Raw genomic sequence first — 21,829 nt, forward strand, 5'->3', positions numbered from 1 at the left:
TTGCCTCCTACGACTTCGTGACGATCGTGAACGACAGCACGTCGCTGTATTCTCCAGGTTCCGTGCCTATGCCTACCGAAGTCCTGAACGTCGGAGTGAAGCAGGTTCGATTGCCCTTATCCAGCCTCACGTCGTCTCCAGCCATATTCGGTAGCTGGAACTTCGCGCTGCCGCTGTCCAGCGTCAGGTCATACGGAATCGAGCGGGTCTTGCCGGCGCTCTTGAGCAGGTACCGGGTGCCTCCGACGCTGTTCTCGCTCGTCGCGTTGATCACGAAATTGCGATAGCTTTTGCCGTAGTCGTCGTCGCCGCTGTACGTGAAGCAAAGTTGATTTGCCAGGCCAACGAGCTCCTTCGTATCATCGCCGGGAGGCAATTCACCCAGATTCCAGTCCGGCACAGCCATGTTGATCTGGATAGCTGCCGGCGGCGGCGGCGGCGGAACCTCAGGATTGACCACCTCGCAGGTTGACACTGGCCCCATGCTGCTGAGATAGGCTCCACCAGTGCTCTCGCCAACGTCGGTGTGGCTAGTAAAATTGCCGGCACGGACGGCAACACCAGGATAGTCCGTGATGACGGAATTGTTGATCACAATCGTCACCTTGGCCGAATGCGCCTTCGTGTTGTGCCATTCAGGTATATAGCCGTCCGCCGGCGCTTTGAAATACATCACATAGTCCGATCCCGGCCACGTGGACGTGGCTTTGACGCCATTCATCTCGACAACCTTGGCCGCAGCTTCGCTTGGGTTCATTTTCCCGCCGGCGGAGTACGTATAGACCAAGATACCCCGGGAATAGAACTCCCCGGTCCCAAGGTTACCCCCCTTCCCACCCACAGCGGCTTTAAAATTGATGGTTAGATCGATCGTGCTGGTTCCGTCACCATTGTTTTTCCACGAGCACGAACCATAGCTGTCGATCACTTTGGCAGTGAGAAGGCCGGCAGCCGCATTGGAAGAAAGCACTGCCAGAAACGCGCCAAACACGCACCCTCGCCATTGCCGGAAAATTGCGAATTTCATTATCGATCTCTTCATTCCGATTAGGTCAATACGTCAAGTCCATCGCCTATGCTCATGGCGTCCGCGCCCGGCGCCTCACGTTCGGCAGCGTGACGAAACAGCCTCGCCGACTCCAACGCATCGATACGTTTCGCGTCGATGCAAGCACCGTTAGCGGGCCAGCGCCGCGCGCTGGTAGATCACCACGCCATACCCGACATTGACGAACAACGGGGCCGGTGCGCCTTCACCCTGAGCGGCATCGACAACGATCCGCTCCTTCGGCCGAAACGTAATGCGCCAGATCTGTGTTTCCAAGGGCACGGCCAGTTCTTTCAGCCCCATGCGATATTTCTGCCGCGGTGCTAGCGTCAATTGCCCGGGCAGCACCAGCATGGTCGGTTGCGCGACTTCGCCGACCGGTACCAGATGCTCCGGCGATTCGCCCGGATTGGTCAGCAGGTGCTGCTCGACATTCAGATAAAGCGGCGTATCGCCCACATTCTCGACATACAACTCACGCACCGCTGCTTGCCCCGGCTCCAGCGACAGCTCCACGCGCGACAGCTTCAGCACGCCGGCAGCCGAGCTGCACGTGCAGGCCACCGCTGCCAGCAACCCGAGCGCGACACGCGCGGTGCGCATCATCAGGGGCACTCCAGCGTTTGCGGCTTGTCGTCGACACTCAGCGTCATTCGCTTCGTCGCAAAGTGCTGGGGGGTACCCGGAAAGACGGCGATCGTTTGTGCCTGCGACGCCTTGTCAACCTTCACATCGGTAAAGACCTTGCGCACGTTGCCCGTGCTCTCGAGCGTCAGCCCGCCGCTCTCGCAACGATGCGCCCAGCCACCGCGCTGCTTGCCCGGCGGCGGCATGTGCCTGACCAGCACGCCGTAGCCGACCGCCACCGACATCGGCGCGCTGATCTTGTCCTGCGGCTCGTCGTCCACCTTGAGCGACCTGACCGGCACGATATAGAGCCGATACAACTCCTCGTTTGCCGGTTCCACGAGAGACTTGAGCGTGATCGAGCGCGTCTGGTTCGGCCCGAGCGTGAGCTTGTCGGGGCTGGCCAGCATGCCGGGATGCTGCAGTTCGCCCAGATCCTGCTTCTCTTCAGGCGTCTTGCCCGGATTCATCACTTTCTGCACCGAGATCGACAGGTAGAGCGGTGCATCGCCCATGTTCTTCACGGTGACGTTCTGGTCGTGGTTGCTGAATACTCTGGTCGAGGCGGGCATGACCATCAGCTCGCCTTCGGCCTGCGCCGGTTGAGCGACGGCAAACAGCAGACCGCATACGATCGGAAACACGGTTCGCAAGTTCAAATTCATGTCGTCAATCCCTGTAAATGGTTGAGTGGGCCGTCATTGGCAACGGAAGTCATTTCCGTCGGCATCCTTCAGGCTGCACGTGTACTGATGTCCGTTGTTGTCGAGCGTGATCTGCGACAGCATCGTCTTGCTGACGATCGAGAACAGACCGTTCGGGTGCACCGTGTCGCCGGTTTCGACCACCTTGCCGCTCACCGGCTTGCCGCTCGCATCTTTCAGGAAGCCGCTGTACACCATGTTGATGTCGACCTTCGCCGTTGCCGCGTAGACCTGGCCCGGGTGCGCCCGGACGATGTTCGCCGGCACTTCGACGTTCATGTCGACCTTTTCGCTGGTGCTCATCACGCGAGCGAACGACACGTCACGATAGGCATTGAGCGGTACTGCATAGGTGCTGTTGCCGGCTACCGGGCTGCCTTCGACGTTGAAGCCGTACTTCACGCCCGGGATGTTCGGCGTCTTCAACAGCATCGCGCTGCCGCCCGAGCTGTAGCGACCGAACGCCACGCCCTGGCGGCTGGCCGCAACCATGCCGCGGTAGTTGAAATCGACGTTGCTGCCCGCGCTGCTCGTACCCAGGTTCAGCGACGCGTCGCCACGCGTGCCGGAACGCGTGCCAAACACGTTCACACCGTAGTTGGTGCCGATCCGGTTCGCCGCGAGGCCAACGCTGGTCGTACCGAACCCGTCCTGGAAATCCTTGCGGACGTCACCACTGAGCTGCGTCTGCCCACCGGAATGCGCGGCGCTGAAGCTTGCCTGCACCTTTTCCAGCATCATGGTCATGTTGAAATACACGCCATAACCGCCGCTGCCCTGGTACCCGCCCTTCTGAACGCCCAGCGCGAACGTGCCCCACAGGCCGTTCGGCCGATAGTTCCAGCGCGCTTCGGCCTGCTGCGACTCGCTGTACCGCGAGCGCTGGTAGTTGTAGCCGAACGTCACGCCGCGAATGTTGCGGCTGTAGCTCAAGGCGGTGCTCGGCTGACCGTAGTAGAAGCGCGACACCTCCGTGTTCTGGTAACGGCTGACCGTCAGGCTGCCGAGCGCCTCGCTCGCCATCGAGATGTTCGCGTAGCCACCGGCGCTGCGTTCACCGCTCAACAGGCCCAGCGTGGGCGTGATGTCGACGCCGCCGAGCTGCATCGGGCGCGTGACGTTGACTTCCGCCGCCCAGCGCCCGCCCTTGCCCGCGAGCATCGACGCATTGAGATAGAACTGCTTGAAGTTCCGGCTCATCGCGGCTTCGAGCAAATAGCCGCCGGTGCCCATCTCCTTGCCGGCCGTCACGTGCCATGCATTGCCGCCGTTCGCGCCGAAGTTGAGGTTGTTGACCTCCCGGGTTTCCCGGTTGACGACGTTACCGTTGCGGTCGACCAGGCGGACTTCGACCGAGTAGTAACCGCCCGGCAGATCGGCAAAGCTGATTTCGTTACGGCCGATTGCCGCGGGCCGCTTGAGGATCAGGCGGCCATTGCGGTAGAACTCGTAGTTGCCGTCCGCCGATGCATAGAGCACCAGCGAACCTGCGTTGCTCTCGACCCGCAGGTGGGTCTGGCTGCCGACCGTCACGAACTGGTCGAAGCTCGGCGACAACAGCGTGCTGACGGCTCCGGCCGCGTAATCGATGTTGTTCTGCTTGCCTGCCCGCACATAAGTGCTGGAGAAATTCTTCTGCAGGTAATACGACGACAGCCCCTTCTGGCTGCTGCTGGAATTGTTCGATTCGGTACGGTTCGCGTACCAGCTCATATAGCCGAAGCTCTGGAACGGGAGCCCGACATAGGTGTTGCCGTTGACGTTGACCGCACGGTAGCCGTCCGACGACGCCCGCAAGTCGATCGACTGGTTGTTGACGAGGCCGAAACCCGTTTCAGGTGCGATGTAGTCCGCGCTCGAATTGCGGATCGAGATCGAGCGCTTCAGCTTGTCGACGGTAACGTAGTACCCCGCGATGACAACGTCGCAACCCTTGCTGCAACGCTTGTAATCGAGCTGGGAGATGACGTTCCGGATGGTGTCGACGTCGTCCGGCGAAATGCCGTTGGCCGCATACTTCGCCGCATCGAACTGCAGCGACGTGTCCTTCTGCGAATAACTGATGAACCCCGGCAGCGTGCGCCCGTTGAAGGTCGCAACATAATTCGCGCTATCGTCCAGTTCGGCCGCACTGAACCCTTCGGGTACGCCGTACGTAACCTTTAGCTCTGCAAATGAGTGCGACGAAACAAAAAGAAACGCACCCAGCCACAGCTTGTTGAATCGAAAGGGAGCTTGATAGGCGAACACGCTGTTTTCTTCTAAGGAGGAATGAGATGAACGGCCACGAGAGTTCGGCAGGATTTACATCGGAGGAAGAGCCCCGATCAGATCGGGGCTCGGTACAGAATAGTTACTTCGTCGTCTCCGTTTCGCCGCCGCCCGATGCCGGGACCGGCTCGAACACCATCACGAGATCGCCGCTGTAGCTGCCGTTCGTGCTGATGCCGCCCTCCGCCGCTTGCGGCGCCGTGGCGCTGATCTTCAGGTTGTGCACTTCGTCGAAGTTGCCGGGAACCCCGCTCACTTGCGTGATCTTCTGGCCGTCGCCGAATTTGACTTCCTTGTCACCCGCGCCGCTCGACAGCGCCACCTTCACCTCCTTCATTTCGTACGTGCCGTTCGTCAGCTTCAGCGGCTGCGCGAGCGAGACGTTGACGTCGGCGTTCGACGACCAGATGCGAACCGGCAGCGACTTCTCGAATTGCTTTTGCGTATAGTCGGTGGCTTGCAGTTCTTCCGTGCCGTACCAGGTCGAGCCGTCCGGCTTCGACACGAACAGAGCGTCGTTGATCTGCGCGGTCAGCGTGATCTTTTTCGACACCGTGTTCGACGTCGTTTCGGCTTGTGCCGTGTGTGCCATGCCGAACAGTGCCGTGGTGACGCCCATTGCCAGAACGAGTTTGCTGAGTTTCATCGATGGATCTCTATTGAAAAAATTGATTTACGGAGATCGAATACCGATTAATTAATCAATCAGTATTCAAACGCGTGGAAGATCAATTCCACTGACGCTATTTTCGATGAGCAGCAGCAAGCGAGCGATAGGACAACTTTTCGCCGTCGCGTCAAAACCGCTAGTACAAGTACGAAATTAGAAGATTGGCCGTTTTAAATCGTTGATTGTCAGATCGTTTTAACTTTCCGTCCGTACAGGTACGGCTGCGGCAGGCAGCAGGACGCATCGCCGGGGCCGGCCCGGCCGTTGGGTGCTCGGTCTCGGTCGTGCGCTGCGGGGGCGCGCGACTGCCCCCCACTCGCGGGCGATGTTTTAATTTTCTTTAATGAAACGGCCGCTGCCCGATTTCGCTTCAGACAATATCAATTCGAGATAGAGCCTGCTTCATGACGCCATGCCCGGCAAGAAATGCGACTCGCCTTGGCGATTGTCGCGCATCCTCAACGGTCGATCCGCTCCAGCGCATGCTCCATCTCCTGCCGGAACGCCGCCCAGTGCAATTCGAATGCCGCCGCGCCGCCCGTGTTCACGGCCGCTTCCATCTGCGCACATGCGTCGCGCGCGGCCCTGTCGCCGGCGAGCGCGAAGCCGCCACGCATCGAATGGAGTTCCACCCGGAGCACCTCTCCGTCATCACCGGACAACGCCGCTTCGATCGCAGCCAGCGAACGCAGCGTGGCCTCGCGTAAAGTCCGTCGCATTTCGCCGGTCATCACCGGCGCGACCTCGCGTACGCCGGAATCCACCGCGCCGGCCACCGCGCCATCGCGACTGCCATGCCGTCGCAGCGCCGCATCGAGACTGTCGATGGACAACGGTTTGAGCACCACCTCGGCCACGCCGACTTGCCGGCAGCGGCCACGATCTTCGTCGGTCGCGTGCGCGGTCATCGCGATCACCGGCACGTTCGCCCCTTGTTCGCGCAGGAAATTCGCCAGCGCGAAGCCGTCGAGCTGCGGCATGCTCAGATCGGTCAGCACGATGTCGAACGGGTGCGCGAAGTATGCGCGCATCGCTTCCATGCCGTTCTCGACGATCGTCGCATCGTGGCCGAGCGCATCGAGCTGATCGCGCAGCAGCGCACGGCTGGCCGGGTGATCCTCGGCCACGAGCACCCGCAGTGGCGGTACGTCGTCACGGCGGGGAGACGTTGATGCGACGGATGCCGCATCCGGTTCGGACGCCGCATCCAGACAGCCGGCCGGCGCGTCGGTCAACGGCAACGTTGCCACGAACGTCGAGCCCTCACCCAGCCGGCTCTCGACCGTCAGTTCGCCGTCCATCAACCGCGCGATGCGGCGGCACAGCGGCAAGCCGAGCCCGGTGCCGCCGAAGCGGCGATAGATCGATGCATCGGCCTGCATGTACACGTCGAACAGCGTCGGTAACGCCTCCCCGGGAATGCCCACGCCCGTATCGCGCACGGCAATCTCGACGCAACCGGCGCGCGCGTCACCACGCGCCAGCCGTGCGTCGATCGTGATGCCGCCATGCTCCGTAAACTTGATCGCGTTGCCGACGAGGTTCGACACCAGCTGACGCAACCGCGTCGGATCGCCGACGTATCCGTCGGCCAGTTCCGCCGCGACATGGCATTCGAGCGAAAGCCCCTTCGCATCGGCAAGCGGCCGGAAGATCGACGCGACGTCCTGCAGCACACGCCGCAGATCGAACGGAATGTGCTCCAGCGCCATCTGGTTCGATTCCGCCTTCGACAGGTCGAGCACGTCGTTGATGATGTTCAGCAGCGCATCCGACGACGACACGATCGTCTTCAGACGGCGCTGCTCCGTCGGCGGCAATTCGGCCCGCCCCATCAGCTCCAGGTTGCCGATGATCGCATTGAGCGGCGTGCGGATCTCGTGGCTCATCGTCGCGAGGAACGTCGATTTCGCCTTGTTGGCGTCGTCCGCAGCCACGCGCGCTTCGCGCAGCTTGTCCTCGGTCAGCTTGCGGGCCGTGACGTCGGTCAGCGTGCAGAGCAGCACGTCGACGCCCCGGAACTTGGTGCGCACGACGTGCGCCGCGAGATACGTCGTGTCGTGACCGGCGCGCTCGACGGCCAGCTCCTGCTGCATGACGAAGCGCCGCTCATCCGCGCCGGCCCGCTGTCGTTCGCGGCAAGCCTGCCAGATGCGCTTGCCGAGCGGCAGCCCCGATACGCCGTCGTCGTACGCGAGCACCGCATCGTTGCGCACCATCGTTTCACCATCGGCCGCCGACAGGAGCAACAAGCCGGCCGGCGCCGTGCGGATCAACGTACGGTTGAACGCTTCGCTTTCGATCAGGCGGATCGCACGCCGGTTCGCGGGACGCAGCGCACGGAGATCGAACGTGACGATCGCGATCCACAACATCGAAATTGCAAACAGTGCGGCGGCCAGCGTCACGCTCACGCCGACAGCGGTGGCGCTCGCCACGCTGCGCCACGAAAAAGTCGTGATCAGGGTCAGGCCGGATTCAGGCAACCGGTCGCTGATGACGAAGCGCGTGCCGACCCGCCGCACGACGACATGCCCGCCGGATGAAGCGCGCGTGCCGTTCATCGCGCGTTCGATCATCGCCGGATCGCGCTGCCGCCCGAACACGATCCTGCCGCGCGCGTCTACAACCGCCACGTCCTCATCGTCGGACCGCGGCATCATGATGTCGTCGAGATCGGATGTGCCGTTGAAGATGAGCCAAGCGAACGGGTGACCGGCTGCATCGTCGAGCCTGCGCGCGAAGCGCACGATCGTACGGCCGAGGATCGGGTCGTAACGGCGATCGAGCGTGAACGTGCCGCCCAGCATGTCCGACTTCTGCTTCGTCTCGCCGGTCGGCCTCAGGCGAGCAATCAGTGCCGGCACGTCAATATCGGGCGGCAGCGATCGTGCACGCGCGACGTTCCCGGAGCCCACGATACCGAGGAACGCGCCATCGAGCCCGATCAGGTAACCGCCGATCAGATCTGCGCTCGCGGGACTCGGCGGATAGTGCGAGCTTCGATCGATTTGCGCGAGCGTCGCGCCGAGATACCGTGCATAGGATTCGGCCGGCCGATCCGGCGTTACCTCGGCGATCGCGAGAAACGGCTCCCAGCCGCCGGCAGCGCGGACCAGCAACCTGCCGTGGTCCGCCGAGAAGGACTGAACGGCATCCTGCGGCGGTTGCACACCCTGGTCCCAGAGTTGCTCCGTGCGAATGCCGAAAGCGGACAGTGCCCGGTCCGCCGTCTGCAGGTTCGCGTGCAACTCGGCCCCGCGCTGCAGAAACGTCGCCCGCGCCTGACCCAGGCTGTCCTGCACGTCGAGCCGGATGACCAGCGCCGCGCAGACGACGATGAACGCCGTGACCGCGCTCCCGCCGCCGTACAGCAACATCTGCTGCTGCCGCCGGACGCGGCCCGGATCGAATGGCTTGCGGCCTACCGCCGCCGCGTGCGCGAGAAGTCGCTTCAGTTTTGCGGGCATGGATCGTTATCGGCGGCGGCGGACGAGGAGATCACGCGCGGGACGCGCACATGCGGCGAGCAGGACGGCTGCCCGGGCCGCCGGCGCGTGGTGAGATCGTCGATGCGGCCGGCATCGCCACGTTCGGCATGCCGGCTATTCGCTTGCGGCCGGCGCGTCGGGCGCCGCCGCGTCGACCAGGTTGCCGTCGCTCGCATAGCGGATCAGGTCGGCGTCGCGCACGATACCGAGCTTCTTCATCGCGCTCGTTTTCTGCGAGCTGATCGTCTGCTTGCTGCGGTGGAGCTGCGCGGCAATCTCGCCGACCGTGTAGCCGGCGCCGAACAGCCGCACCACCTCGATCTCGCGCGTCGTCAGCGGGCGAGCCGTATCGGTCGTGCCCGCCGATTCCAGCAGTTGCTTGATATGCGGCGACAGGTAATTGGCGCCGACGTACGCGGCGTGCACCGCGCCGACGAGATGGGAAATCGCATCCGACTTGCTCAGGATGCAGCCGACGCCCTGCTTGCGGATCGCATGCAGCACGCTGGGGTTGTCGATCATCGTGATCGTCACGAGCTTCAGCGCAGGATAGCGGCGCTGCAGGAACGACAGCAGCACGAGCCCGTCGCCGAACTTGCCGCCGGGCATCACGTAATCGACCACCAGCACGTCGCTCGGTTTTTCGTCGAGTGCCGCCACGAGATCGGTCGAATTGGACACGGAGCCGACGAGCCGGATCGTGCTGCTATCGGCAAGCGCCTGCGACATCCCGATCGCGGATGACGGGTGGTCGTCGGCCACCATCACACGCACAAAGAATTCATCCATCGTCCCATTTCTCCCCGAGGCTTTTGATCGCGCATCCGCCGACGGCCGCAGGATGCGGGCAACCGTTCCGGTTCCGTTCCATCCAGCCGACAGGCCGTCGATTCGACCCGTCGCATTCGACCCATCGGAGAATGCAAGCGCGACTCGATTTTAAGATAAAACGCGGGTAAGACCGTAAGCATTGGCCGACAGGCTGAGGCAAGCTCCCTGTCGCGTCGCCCTGCGACATGCCCGGCATGGGTGCGCCGGCCGAACGTGAGCGGGCGTGGCCGATCGGCAGGCCCTTCCGGGCCGGCCCCACGCATGGGCGCGAGACACGCGCCGACGCATGCTGTGGCTGCCCGGGCCGGAATGCCGCACCGCGCAACGCCACGCCCCACCCGAACCCTCGCCATCGCAATCACTCGCGCAGCAGCTAGCCTGCCGCGCATCAACTGCTTGCCGGCATCCGGATCGTCGTTATGGTCTGTGGACGCCTTCGCCCGATTCGCCCCGTTCCTCGATTGCCTGCTTCCATTCGGTGATCGCGCGCCGCTTCTGCAGGGGCGACATGATCAGGAATTCATTCATCCTGCCGAGGAAATCCCTTCTGGACTTCTCGGGAAGCGTGGCGAAATCGAGCAACATCACGAAGACTTTCACCATGTAGCGCACGGTCTTCCCCTCTTCTCACCTGATTGATCTGCGCCGCCGTTGCCGATGCGTCGCGCTGCCTTCCCTTCTTCGGACCTCGTCGTCACTCCCCACGACAGTCGACACGTGTTCATACCGTGCCGCCGTGTGCGAAGCGCGCGACGTCCTGTTCTTTTCCAACTCCCTGCTCCGGTGCACCACGCCGTCGAGCGATGTCTGCCAATGCGCCGCGCAGATGCGCGAGCGTTACCGGTTTCGTCAGCACGCAGTCGATTCCCGCGTCCGCATACCGCCGCCGGTCGACGGGCGCGACATGCGACGTCACGACGACCACGTCGCTGCCCATGCCGAGCGCGCGCACGGCGTTCGCCAGCGAGCAGACCGGCATGTCCGGCAGGCTGGCATCCACCAGCAGCACGTGCCACGCGCCGGTGGCCAGCAGGTCGAGCGCCGCTTCTGCCGAATGGGCCGCCTGCACCTCGCAGCCCAGCACGTGCAGTTGCTCCCGCAACAACGTGCTGCTGACGGAATCGATGCCGGCGAGTACCACGCGCCATGCGTCCGGACGAACGGCTTCCACGTGCGTACTCGCCGGCCGTTGCGTGGCAGGGACGCCGGTGTCGGTCATCGCTTTCGCCAGGGCAGCCTTGAAACCGCCCAGCGCATAACTCGACACACGTATCGTCCTGCCCGCCCGGTACGCTTGCGGCGGGCCGTCCGGCGTAGCGAGCACGACAGGGCAGTCGCCGCCCAGGCTGTCGAGCTCCGCGCGCGACCACGCATCCGAATCGCCGAACAGCACGATCGCGGCGGCCCGCGCACGACGGTCGGCCGGAATCCGCGCCGGGCGATCGTACACGTCGACGTCGAAGCCCCAGGCACGCAAATGTGGCAACGCGAAGCGCTGCCATTCGGTGCGCGCGACGACGATCACCGGCACACGCGCGCCGCGCGCGGGTTGCGCGCCGAGCGGCATGACCGCCACGCCGAGCGGCACCGTCAACGTGAAACGGCTGCCGGTGCCCGGCACGCTCGCCACGTCGATCCGTCCGCCCATCGCGGCCGCGAGGCGATCGCACAGCGCAAGCCCGAGCCCGGTGCCGCCATAGCGGCGCGTGATCGACGCATCAACTTGCGAGAACGCCTTGAACAGCTTGTGCCGATCGGCGCCCGCGATGCCGATGCCGGTGTCCTCGACCGCGATCGACAGCTCGGCGTCGCCGCATCCGGCCGACGCCACCGACACGCGCACCAGCACGTGCCCGCTGGCGGTGAACTTGATCGCGTTGCTCAGCAGGTTGCCGAGCACCTGCCCGAGCCGGGTCGGGTCGCCGCGCATCCGCTGCGCGTCGCTCGCATCGATTTCGCAGAACAGCGACAACCCCTTCGCCTTCGCGACCGGCGCGAACGCGCCGAGCGTGCGCTCGATCACGCCGATCACGTCGAACTCGATCGCCTCGACCGTCATCGCCCCCGCTTCGATCTTCGAGAAATCGAGGATGTCGCTGACGAGGCCGAGCAGCCCCGACGCGGCCGCTCGCAGCGTCTGCACGCGGCCGTGCTGCGACGCATCCAGCGCGGAACGGTCGAGCAGTTCGAGATTGCCGAGGATCACGTTCAGCGGCGTGCGGATTTCATGCGTGATCGCCGCCAGGAACGACGACTTGGCCGCGTTCGCCGAATCAGCCGCGCGCACCGCTTCCTCGAGCTGCTGAACGAGTTGCCGCCGTGCAGTGACGTCGGCGACCGCGACGATCAGCACATCGATCTCCTGGTAACGCGCGCCGCACGCGCTCACCTCGAGATGCAGCGGCGCGGCGCCGGCATCCGCCTCGGCCAGCACGAAATCGGTCTGCAGCGTGCCGCCGGCCGCGCCGCCCGCGATGAACGCGTCGTAGCGCGCCACCGCCTGCGCGGACAGCGCACGGTAGTCGCTGCCGAGCCGCGCGATCATCTCGGCCAGCGCGGGGCTGACGAGCATGAAATGGCCATCGGCGCGCGAGATCAGGCCGAGGCCGATCGGCGCCGTCTCGATCACGCTGCGGCACAGCGCTTCGCTGTCGAACACGCGCTGCGAGCGTGCATAGACGGACGCGAACACCCGGCGATGGAAGCGCACGAGCAGGATCCACATGATCGCGATGGTGAGCAGCGATGCGCCGAGCAGCAGGCTCGCACGCCACGCGACGTTCGCGACGACGTCCGTCCACGGCAATGCATATGCCAGCGTCCAGCCCGTTGCATCGAGTGTGCCGTGGAAGATCACGAAGCCGTCGCGGAACGCGGCCTGCTCGGGCTTCGTGCGGTCGCGCGACGGATCGAGCGCCAGCAGGCGGCCGGTGCGCGCTTCATCGCCGGCCACGCCGGGGCTCGCCGCGACGAGTTGGTTGTCGCCGGTCGTCACGAAGAACACGCCGTCGACCGGATGCTCGGGCTGCCACGACAGCAGATGCTCGGGCGCGTATTCGGTGACGATCACCGCGAACGGTTCGCCGTCGACCTGCGCTTGCGCGGCAAGCCGGATGCGCGCGGCGCCCGATATCGGATCGATGAACGGCGGCAACCAGTGCACGTGCGGGCGACCGGTGGTGCTGCGCCCCTGCACCGGGCTGGCGCCGAAATCGATCCGCAGCGCCTCCATCACCTGCACGCGGCCCTCCGGGGTCGCGAGCGCGCCGCCGCCGGCGCCCGAATCCGGCACGAGCCCGAGCAGGCTCGCGCGCGTGCTGTAGTGATAGCCGACGAGCGTCTGCCCGCGATTGATCGAACTCGCCGCGCAGATGCGCGCCAGCAGCACCGACAACGACAGGTAGCGGGCCACCTCGGTGCGGTCGGCGGGCTGCTTCGATACGCCGAACACGACGGACGGATAAGGCTTGATCGCGGTACGCTCGCCCGCGTCATAGAACGCATCGACGACGCTGTCGGGCACCGGCCCGGTTTCCCGCCAGATCAGCTGTGCATTGGTCACGCCGTTGCGGAACGACGTCTCGCTCACCTTGATCTCGTTGAGCGTCTGCACCATGCCCGTCAGGAAGTTGTGCCGCTCGCCATCGAGATAGCCATACACGATCGAACCCATCCCGAGCGCGCAGGCGATCAGGATCAGGATCGTGACGACGATCCCTCCGCCGAACACCGAGATGTTCTGATAGCGGCGAATGGATTGGAGCGGACTGTATGGCATGTCGCAATGCGACGACGCCGGGGCACCGGGACGCTTCTGCATCCGGCTCCGGTATCGCGGACGAAAGTGGCCCAGGGGATTGGAATGCCACGATCATGCCAAACGACTTTCCTAAAATCAGTCCGGAATGAACGGTTTAGTACAAGTCCAATATTCTTGGATTCGGATTTGGAACTTGAACGAAATCCGCGTCCCGATTCGATCGACGAGGGTCAGGACGACGTTCATGATTGCCGGATCTGCGCCGGATGCAAAAAAGCGGGGGAGCGCCGTTCTCCGACGCTCGCCCCGCTTCAAAACAATGCCCGGCCGGCGGCTGTCGCAGCCGCCTGGTTCGCTCAGTTCTGCGTGAGCGGATTCAGCGTCGTGCACAGGAAGCCCGTGCAGTTCTTTGGTGTGAAATAGAACGATGCCATCGCGAGCGGCGGCGTGGTGCCGAGCGCGATGTCGCTCAAGTACGCGCTGCCCTGCCCGCCGAACGTGTTCGACTGCTGGACGAAGCTCGCGCCGGTCGACTGGATCGCGGCCGACTGGTACGTGAAGGTCGGCGATTGCGTCTGGTCCTTCACGTAGACCCACGAGATCGCCATGCCGAACGCCATCGCGCCCTTCGCGCGATAGCCCTTCGCCCCTTCGCTGTTGGCCTGCGCGATGAAGTCGCTGACGGTCGACGTCGGTGCCAGCGCATCGTACGTATAGGTCGCGCTCGACGCGTTGTTCTTCATGTAGATGTTCGCCTGCACCGACGCCACCGCGATCGGCCCCAGGAACCAGTAGCCCGACTGGCCCTGGCCGTTCGCCTGCGTGAGGAACGCGTTGGCATCGGCCGGCAGGCCCGTCGTCGCGTACGTATAGGTGGCCGACGATCCACCGTCCTTGCGATAAAGATCGCCGTACGTGAGCGGGCCTTCGTAGCGGTAGCCGCTCGCCCCTTGCGCATTGGCCGTGTTGACGAAAGACGTCATGTCGGCCGGGGCGTTCTGCAACTGGTACGTATAGGTCTGCACGGTGCCGTCGTTCACGAAGATCGACTGCGTCCCGCCGTTGCTCGCGCTGTAGTAGTAGTCGCCCAGATAGCGGTAGCCCTTCGCGCCTTCGCTGTTGACCAGCGTCAGGAAGCTCGCCTTGTCGGCCGCGACAGGCTGCGCCTCGTAGCGCCACGTCAGCGTTCCGCCGCCCGAGCCACCGGAACCGCCCGAACCGCCGCTGCCGCCGCTTCCCGTGCCGCCCGACCCCGTGCCGCCGGTCCCACCCGTGCCGCCGTTGTTGCTCGAGCCCGATCCACCGGACGCCGCGGGCGAGGAATCGTCGCCGCCGCAAGCGGTCAGCGCCAGACAGGTCAATGCGATCAGAGCAACGGCTTTCATCGGGATCACCTCAATGCAAAAAGGACGAACGAAGCCGGTACGCGCGGATCACGCCGCGCGCACGGACAATCAGGAATCACGAACCGGCCGGCGGCGCACCGCCGGCCCGGGGGAACGTCAGTTGACCTGGAGCTGGCCACCGCGGCCGAGGCCGCCCTTGACGTCCTGCGCCTTGTAGCTTCGCAGTGCAACGACCATCTTGTTGTACGCGTCGATGAACGCGACGACCGTCGCCTTGCCTTCCGGCGTCGACGAGAAGCCGGCGAGCGCACCGCCCACGCCGCCGCCGAAGCCGCCCAGCGCCGCGCCGTAGTTGGTCGCTGTCGAGCTGCCTTCCGACGCCGCGATCTGCACGGCCGAGCGCACGTCGAACAGCGTCAGCGTGACGACCGATGCCTTCGTCTGCAGGTGGCCGGCCACCGCCGCGACCGCGCTGTTGCCGATCAGCCCGCCGATCATGCTGCCGATGCCGCCGATCGGCGAATCGTTGATGACGATCTGCGGTTCCATGTAATAGTCGGCCGCGACGCGCTGGCCCTTCTGCTGCTTCGAGCCCGCGCGGTATTCGCCCGAGTTGCGCTGCAGCTGCGTGATGCGCGACAGGCGCGCGTCGCTCTTCTGGTTGCCGATCGACGTGATCACGAAGCAGTTCGACTGCTGCACGGCCAGGCGCAGCAGCGGGTCGATCGTCGTCATCTTCGTCGCGCTGCCGAACGGGCCCCACCAGTCGGCGTTGCGGCCGTCATCGACGGCGATCGTGCCGAGCGGCGACGTGCAGCGCTGCAGCCCCGAATCGGCGCCGGCGCTCGTGCCGCCCGCGGCGGCACCGGTCACGCCCGCGTTCTGGCCGCCGGGCGTCACCACGCCGCCGCAGCCCGTGACGGACGCGCAAAGCGCTGCCACCAGCGCACCTTGAGTGAGACGTTGGGAAAGGATGGTCTTCATGTCGTTGTCGATCGATTAGAGTCGTTGTTCGGCTTATGTGTTCGTGCGAACTTCGATAAGCCCCCCGGCTGGCGCGCGATGGTGGTCTCCCCGCTGCTGCCCCCGTTGCTTCAGGCCCGGTCAGTAGTACCAGTACGTCTGCTGCCAGACGCCGTAGTACGGATAGCCCGAGTACCAGTAGCCGTAATAGCGGTCACGCCATTCCGTGCGCCATTTCCAGTCTTCTTCGTCTTCTTTCTTCGCCTTGCGCGCCAAGTCGAGCAGCTTCTTCGACTCCTTGTCGCCACGGCCGGCCGCGATCGACAGCCACTTCTCCGCTTCACGCGCGTCGGAGCCCATTTCCTCGAGGCCGAACAGGTAGAAACTGCCGAGCGCCTTCTGCGCCTGCAGGTCGCCACGCTCGGCGGCCTCGCGCATCCACTTGAGTGCCTGGTAGCTGTCCTGGCGCACGCCGTCGCCGCGGAAATAACGCAGGCCGAGGTCGTAGGCGGCCTTCGGCTGGGTCTTCGCGGTCTGCTTCAGCGCAGCGATGCGCGGGCTTTCCTGGTCTTCCGAATCGTCCCTTTTTTGATAGGACACCTGATCTTTAGGACGGTCGGAACAACCTGTGTCGTCGCAGATCCGCACCGTGTTGCTGGTGACGGACGGATCCTGCGCGCACGCGGCCAATAGCAACAGCAGCCCCGGTGCGAGTAAACGGCGGTACATTGTTACCTTCCTCAAGTTTTATTGGCGCCGCAATTCTTCGAGCTATCCCACCCCCGCGAGCTCGCACCCGGCGGCGCGCGGCGCAGCGGATACAATCCGCCGACGCCGACACGCACTCCAAGGCTCTCTCAGGTTCTCTCTTCGAATCGTTCAGTCACTGTTTCATTGTTGTCGCTTTTCGCTGTACCGACTGTTGTCGTCAATGATCTCCAAACATGACGCGACAAACAATAGTGACGTGGTGAGCAATAATAATGAAGAAAAATGGCATGTCAAGGTCATTCGCTTTTTCGAAGTTTGCGTGACACGTCAGTTTTGATATGCTCACCCTCGCCAAAAACCCCTGGAGACCCCATCGAGATGTCCACCACCGAGCAGGCCAACGTCGATCTGATCACCGCCAACAAGGTGCGCGACCTATTGAACCGGAACGGCATTCCGCCGCGAAGTCACAACACGACGATCGCGAACGTGCTCGGCCTGAGCTTCTCGGTCGTCACGCGCAAGATGAAAGGCCTGATCCCGTGGAACCTGTCGCAATTGCAGGACATCGCGACGCACTTCGGCGTGCCGCCCGCGATCCTGCTCGACGACAAGGGCACGCAGCCGGCCGCCGCCGAAATGATCGACGCGACGCTCGTGATCGAGTCGCGGCGCTTTCGCTGCCGCGCGGCGATCTCGACCAAGGCCAGTAGCCAGAGCGAGACGGATTTCGTCGCGCTGCAGTGGCAGGGCGAATGGCTCATCACCGAACGCGAGCACGCGCGCGAGGGCCGCACGTATCCGGTCGACGTCATCGAGCTGCGCTCGACCCAGCCGAACGTGTATGCGGCGCGAATCGCCGTGGTCGACGATTCGCAGGATGTCGCCGAAACGGTGTGTGAATATTTCATCGAGAAAGGCGTGAACGCGATCCCGTATTTCGACGGCGCGGCGTTCCGCAAGGCACTGGAGGTCGAGGATTTCGACGGCTACATCCTCGACTGGATGCTCGGCGACCAGACCGCCGCCGAACTCGTGCGCGGCATCCGCTCGAGCGAGAACAGCGGCGCGCCGATCTTCCTGCTGACCGGCAAGATCTCGACCGGCGAAGCCAGCGAGGACGAAATCGCGCACATCGTGTCGCACTACAACGCGCGCTGCGAGGAAAAGCCGGTGCGCCTGCCGATCCTGTTCGCCGAAGTGGCGCGCGAACTGAAGATCACGCTGCCGGCCACGGCCGCCGCGAACTGACACCACAACGACAAATCACCACCGCACGACCGAGGGCAAGACATGCGAATTTCGACCATCTGGACCAAAAGCCTGCTGACCGCCTGCCTGCTCGGCATGGCTGCCGCGACCTGGGCCGCTTCGTCGTTCACGTTCACCGTCGACGGCAAGATCGACAAGCACAACCAGCAGGGCAACACGGCATACGTGTTTTCCGAGCAGGCGCTGATGGCGCTGCCGCAGCACACGATCGTCACGTCGACGAGCTGGACGCCGAAGGCGACCTTCACCGGCCCGCGCCTGTCCGACATCCTGAAGACCGTCGGCGCGCACGGCACGCAGATCGAATTCCGCTGCATCGACGAGTACACGTTCACGATTCCCGTATCCGACGCCGATCGTTACGGCGTGATCCTCGCGCGGACGATGAACGGCAAGGTGCTCGGCAACGACAACTACGGCCCGCTGTGGATCATGTACCCGCGCGACCAGTATCCCGATGAACTGAAGACGCCGCTCGGCGAAGCCAAGTTCGCGTGGCAGATCATCGGCCTGACGGTGAAATGAAGCGCGGGCGATGGAAAAATAGAAAAATCATCCTGGTCCTCGGCTCGCTGTGGATCATGGGGTTCGCCGCGTGGGCCTTCCTGCTGTGGGACCTGCTCGCCACCTCGGTCAACGAGGGCGTGCTCGAAGGGCCGCGCGAAGGCGTGTTCTGGACCGCCGCGCAATACCGGAACGTCTATACGCGATTCGACCGGCAGTTGATCCTCTACGCGACGCACCAGGACGACGACTTCGATCACGTGCAAATGCAGCTCGACAGCCTGTCGGTGTCGTTCGGCTTTCTGCAGCGGCCGTCGGAAGTGTCCGAATACTGGCTGCGCATCCCGCGCGCGCGCAACGAGATCGACGCGCTCGGCGAATTCATGACGCGCCTGAAAAGCAACGTGCCGTTGCTGCGCGACTCGCCGAAAGGCGCACAGCAGGTCATCGACGAGGTCAATGCGTACTGGCCGAAGGTCAACGCCCTCGCGAACTATTTCCGCGCGATCGAGATGGCGCAGCGCGACTTCACGTTCCATCAGCTGAAGGAAAAGCAGCGCGCGATCCTGATCCTCGGCATCGTGCTCGGCGTGATCCTGTGTGCGCTGTTCCTGCTGCTGTTCTATACGATGCGCACGCGTGACGACCTGCTCGAACGGCAGGACGCGGCGCTCGACGCGGAACGCAAGGCGTCCGACCGCGCGTTCGAAATGATCGAGGCGAAGAACGCGTTCCTCGGGATGGTCAGCCACGAGTTGCGCACGCCGCTGCAGGCGATCTGCGGATCGGTCGAGATCCTGCTCGCGCGCCCGCAGTCGGACGCGAACCTGAAAACGATCCGGCGGCTGCAGAATTCCGCGTTGTCGCTCGAGGCGCTCGTCAAGGACCTGACCGACTACATCAAGCTGCGCTCGACGAAGCGCCTCGCCGAACGGGAAACCGTCGGCATGGCGTCGCTGCTCGCCGAAGTGCTCGACCCGCTGCGCGAGAAGATCGCCGCCAAGCGGATCGCGGTCGCGCAGCAGGTCGAGCCGCACGGCCTCCAGATCCGTTCCGATCGCAAGCTGCTGCGCCAGGTGCTGTCGAACCTGATCGAGAACTCGGTCAAATACACGCTCGGCGGATCGATCGACGTGTCGATCACACTCGTCGATGCACCCGCCGGCCAGCAAGTGAAGATCGCCGTGCGCGACACGGGCACCGGCATCGCGAAGCCGCACCTGTCGAAGATCTTCGAGCCGTTCTATCGCGCGAACGACGCGGTCGGGCTGCATGTGGACGGGATCGGCATGGGGCTCGCCGTCGTGCGCGAAATCGTGACGACGCTGCGCGGGCATGTGGACGTGCGCAGTGTGGTCGGCGAAGGCAGCGAGTTCGTCGTGACGCTGCCGGCCGAAGTGCCCGGCATCGACACCGCCGGCAACGCGGCCGGCGACGCGCTCGCACTGCCGCACGCGGCCGCGCACCGCGACCGGCGCGCGCTGGTGGTCGACGACGACGACAACGCGCGCGAAACGCTCGGCGCGATGCTGTCGGCGCTCGGCATCGAAGCCGATCTGTGCAGCACCGGGCAGGAAGGCGTCGCGCGCTTCGGCACGTGCCATTACGACATTGTCGTGATCGATCTCGAGCTGCCGGACTTGAGCGGCTTCGAGGTTGCGCGGCGGATTCGCACGGTCGCGGTGCCCGACGACGACGGCCGGCATCCGGCGATCCTCGGTGTCAGCGCCTATGAATCGGCCGCGCTGCGCGAGAACAAGCGGGTGTTCGACGAATTCCTGCCGAAGCCCGTCCACCTGCGCGAACTCGGCGCGCTCGTCGAGAAGCTGCTCGCCTGAGCCGGTGCGCCAGCGAAGTGCCGCTTGTGGCCGCTTGTGGCCGCTTGTTGCCGCTTGTTGCCGCGTGCGGCCGCTTACTCGCCGATCAGGTGCAGCACGATATCGCGGCGGTGCGCCGCGCGGCGATGCTCGAACAGATAGATGCCCTGCCACGTGCCGAGCACCATGCGCCCCTGCTCGACCGGGATCGACAATTGCACCTGAGTGAGCGCCGTGCGCAGGTGCGCCGGCATGTCGTCAGCACCTTCGGTGTCGTGCTCGTAGCGCGTGGCGTCCTCGGGCGCGAGCGTCGCGAAGTAGCGTTCGATGTCGCGCTGCACCGACGCATCCGCATTCTCCTGGATCAGCAGCGATGCCGACGTATGGCGGCAGAACACGGTGAGCAGGCCGGTGCGGATCGCCTGCTGGTCGACGAATGCGCGCACCTGCGGCGTGAATTCGACGAGGCCGCTGCCGCGCGTGTCGATGCCGATGTGCGTGATCGCCTGTTGCATCGCCTTGACCTCAGGCCAGCGCGGCGAAGCCGTCGGCTTCGATCTGCTTCGCGTCGGCCGGACGCACGACGCGCGCGACTTCGACCCCATCGCGCAGGAACACCAGGGTGGGCCACAGCTTCACGCCGAACGAGCGGCCGAGCGGACGGCCCGGGCCATCCTCGATCTTCAGGTGCCGCACGGCGGGATGCGCGGAAAACGATGCCACGATCGCCGGCTGCGCGCCCGCGCAGATCCCGCACCAGTTCGCGCCGAATTCGATGACGGTCGCGCCGCCCAGTGCGTCGACTTCCGCGCGCGTCGGCGCGTTGGCGGTGTAGCGTTGCTCGGTATCCATCAGGCCCTCGTGTGCGTTGGCGGAACAGGGCCGCGCGCCCGTGCGATGCGGCGGGTGCGGCCTGCGATCTCCCACTGTAGCGGAAAAGCGCACGCGATGCCGGGCGGTCCTGCCCGGCGCAAATGCCGTCGCGGCGCACCGCCGGGAATGACACGACAAGATTCGGAGCGCCGCGCCGTCGAGACAGGATCAGCATGCAGACTGATCCCTCAACGAAGGCTCCGACCATGAACGCTCCGCATTGCGTCACCGAACCGAACATCCTCTATTTCGGCACGCCCGTCGTGCTGGTCAGCACGCTGAACGAAGACGGCACGGCCAATCTCGCGCCGATCTCGTCCGCGTTCTGGCTCGGCTGGCGCGGCGTGATCGGCATCGCCGCCAGTTCGCAGACCACCCGCAACCTGCTGCGCACCGGCGAGTGCGTGCTGAACCTGCCGTCGTCGGCCCAGGCGCACGCGGTCGACCGGATCGCGCGCACGACGGGCACCTACCCGGTGCCGGACGGCAAGCGCGCGAAGGGCTATGTGTACGAGCCCGACAAGTTCGGCACGGCCGGGCTCACCGAAGCGGCGTCGCAAACGGTCGCGCCGCCGCGTGCGCTCGAATGCCCGGTGCACATGGAAGCGGTCGTCGCGGCCACGCATGGCATCGGAGAAGACGCGCCCGACGTGCGTGGCCACATCCGCTTGTTCGAGTTGCGCATCCAGCGTGTGCACGTGCATCCCGACCTGCTGATGGACGGCCATCCGGACCGCATCGATCCGGACAAATGGTCGCCGCTGATCATGAGTTTTCAGCGGTTCTACGGCCTCACGCCGCATCAGGTGCACGCGTCGCGACTCGCCGAGATTCCCGAGCGCGCGTATCGCAGCCCGGACATCGAGCGCTCGCGCGATGCGGGCGTGCCGGTTGGCGCGGGGCGGTAATGGAGCACAACGGTCGGCCCGATGGGCAAGGGC

Annotated in this window: 18 protein-coding genes; 4 read left to right on the plus strand and 14 right to left on the minus strand. The window is 64.6% G+C overall.

Features of this window, described 5'->3' with window-relative positions:
- Positions 1-7: 7 nt before the first annotated feature.
- From BCEP18194_RS37080 to BCEP18194_RS37135, 12 genes are all read right to left on the minus strand, one after another.
- A complete protein-coding gene (locus BCEP18194_RS37080) occupies positions 8-1,027 on the minus strand; it encodes a hypothetical protein (RefSeq protein ID WP_157687419.1) in 1,020 nt (339 codons plus the stop codon).
- A gap of 150 nt (positions 1,028-1,177) precedes the next feature.
- Positions 1,178-1,654, minus strand: coding sequence for a hypothetical protein (locus BCEP18194_RS37085; protein ID WP_011356465.1), 477 nt, complete (start codon positions 1,652-1,654; stop codon positions 1,178-1,180).
- Positions 1,654-2,340 (minus strand): pilus assembly protein, encoded by a 687-nt coding sequence (locus tag BCEP18194_RS37090; protein ID WP_011356466.1) that lies wholly within the window; start codon positions 2,338-2,340, stop codon positions 1,654-1,656. The genes BCEP18194_RS37085 and BCEP18194_RS37090 overlap by 1 nt, the downstream gene beginning before the upstream one ends.
- A gap of 33 nt (positions 2,341-2,373) precedes the next feature.
- Positions 2,374-4,629 (minus strand): TcfC E-set like domain-containing protein, encoded by a 2,256-nt coding sequence (locus tag BCEP18194_RS37095; RefSeq protein ID WP_011356467.1) that lies wholly within the window; start codon positions 4,627-4,629, stop codon positions 2,374-2,376.
- A 103-nt stretch (positions 4,630-4,732) separates the two neighbouring features.
- Positions 4,733-5,296 (minus strand): CS1 type fimbrial major subunit, encoded by a 564-nt coding sequence (locus BCEP18194_RS37100; protein ID WP_011356468.1) that lies wholly within the window; start codon positions 5,294-5,296, stop codon positions 4,733-4,735.
- Positions 5,297-5,778: 482 nt separating this feature from the next.
- On the minus strand, positions 5,779-8,790 hold the full coding sequence (locus tag BCEP18194_RS37105; protein WP_011356469.1) for a hybrid sensor histidine kinase/response regulator: 3,012 nt from the start codon (positions 8,788-8,790) through the stop codon (positions 5,779-5,781).
- Between the two features lie 135 nt (positions 8,791-8,925).
- Positions 8,926-9,600, minus strand: a complete 675-nt coding sequence (locus BCEP18194_RS37110; protein ID WP_011356470.1) for a response regulator — start codon at positions 9,598-9,600, stop codon at positions 8,926-8,928.
- A gap of 459 nt (positions 9,601-10,059) precedes the next feature.
- Positions 10,060-10,245 (minus strand): hypothetical protein, encoded by a 186-nt coding sequence (locus tag BCEP18194_RS37115; protein WP_241025001.1) that lies wholly within the window; start codon positions 10,243-10,245, stop codon positions 10,060-10,062.
- Between the two features lie 118 nt (positions 10,246-10,363).
- Positions 10,364-13,420 (minus strand): ATP-binding protein, encoded by a 3,057-nt coding sequence (locus BCEP18194_RS37120; RefSeq protein WP_041493683.1) that lies wholly within the window; start codon positions 13,418-13,420, stop codon positions 10,364-10,366.
- Positions 13,421-13,758: 338 nt separating this feature from the next.
- Positions 13,759-14,787 (minus strand): hypothetical protein, encoded by a 1,029-nt coding sequence (locus tag BCEP18194_RS37125; protein WP_011356473.1) that lies wholly within the window; start codon positions 14,785-14,787, stop codon positions 13,759-13,761.
- 117 nt (positions 14,788-14,904) lie between these two features.
- Positions 14,905-15,732, minus strand: a complete 828-nt coding sequence (locus BCEP18194_RS37130; RefSeq protein ID WP_011356474.1) for a hypothetical protein — start codon at positions 15,730-15,732, stop codon at positions 14,905-14,907.
- A gap of 120 nt (positions 15,733-15,852) precedes the next feature.
- The gene (locus BCEP18194_RS37135) at positions 15,853-16,440 is read right to left on the minus strand and encodes a tetratricopeptide repeat protein (protein WP_011356475.1); all 588 of its coding nucleotides are present in this window, start codon (positions 16,438-16,440) and stop codon (positions 15,853-15,855) included.
- A 360-nt stretch (positions 16,441-16,800) separates the two neighbouring features.
- On the opposite strand from BCEP18194_RS37135, the gene BCEP18194_RS37140 reads away from it, so the two are divergent.
- Genes BCEP18194_RS37140 through atsR form a run of 3 tightly spaced genes read left to right on the plus strand, consistent with a single transcriptional unit; the run spans position 16,801 to position 20,036 of the window.
- Entirely contained in the window at positions 16,801-17,673 is an 873-nt protein-coding gene (locus tag BCEP18194_RS37140; protein WP_011356476.1) for a response regulator, read from the plus strand.
- A 42-nt stretch (positions 17,674-17,715) separates the two neighbouring features.
- Positions 17,716-18,219 (plus strand): molybdopterin-dependent oxidoreductase, encoded by a 504-nt coding sequence (locus BCEP18194_RS37145; RefSeq protein WP_011356477.1) that lies wholly within the window; start codon positions 17,716-17,718, stop codon positions 18,217-18,219.
- Positions 18,216-20,036, plus strand: coding sequence for a hybrid sensor histidine kinase/response regulator AtsR (gene atsR / locus BCEP18194_RS37150; RefSeq protein ID WP_011356478.1), 1,821 nt, complete (start codon positions 18,216-18,218; stop codon positions 20,034-20,036). Before BCEP18194_RS37145 ends, atsR begins: the two co-directional genes overlap by 4 nt.
- 74 nt (positions 20,037-20,110) lie before the next feature.
- Here the strand turns inward: atsR and BCEP18194_RS37155 are convergent, their stop codons facing one another.
- Complete coding sequence (locus BCEP18194_RS37155) at positions 20,111-20,530, minus strand: secondary thiamine-phosphate synthase enzyme YjbQ (protein ID WP_011356479.1); 420 nt, start codon at positions 20,528-20,530, stop codon at positions 20,111-20,113.
- Positions 20,531-20,540: 10 nt separating this feature from the next.
- Positions 20,541-20,867, minus strand: coding sequence for a thioredoxin family protein (locus BCEP18194_RS37160; RefSeq protein WP_021160574.1), 327 nt, complete (start codon positions 20,865-20,867; stop codon positions 20,541-20,543).
- Between the two features lie 227 nt (positions 20,868-21,094).
- On the opposite strand from BCEP18194_RS37160, the gene BCEP18194_RS37165 reads away from it, so the two are divergent.
- Complete coding sequence (locus BCEP18194_RS37165) at positions 21,095-21,796, plus strand: flavin reductase family protein (protein ID WP_041493405.1); 702 nt, start codon at positions 21,095-21,097, stop codon at positions 21,794-21,796.
- The last annotated feature ends 33 nt before the right edge of the window (positions 21,797-21,829 follow it).

This window comes from Burkholderia lata, from assembly GCF_000012945.1.
Classification (GTDB): domain Bacteria; phylum Pseudomonadota; class Gammaproteobacteria; order Burkholderiales; family Burkholderiaceae; genus Burkholderia; species Burkholderia lata.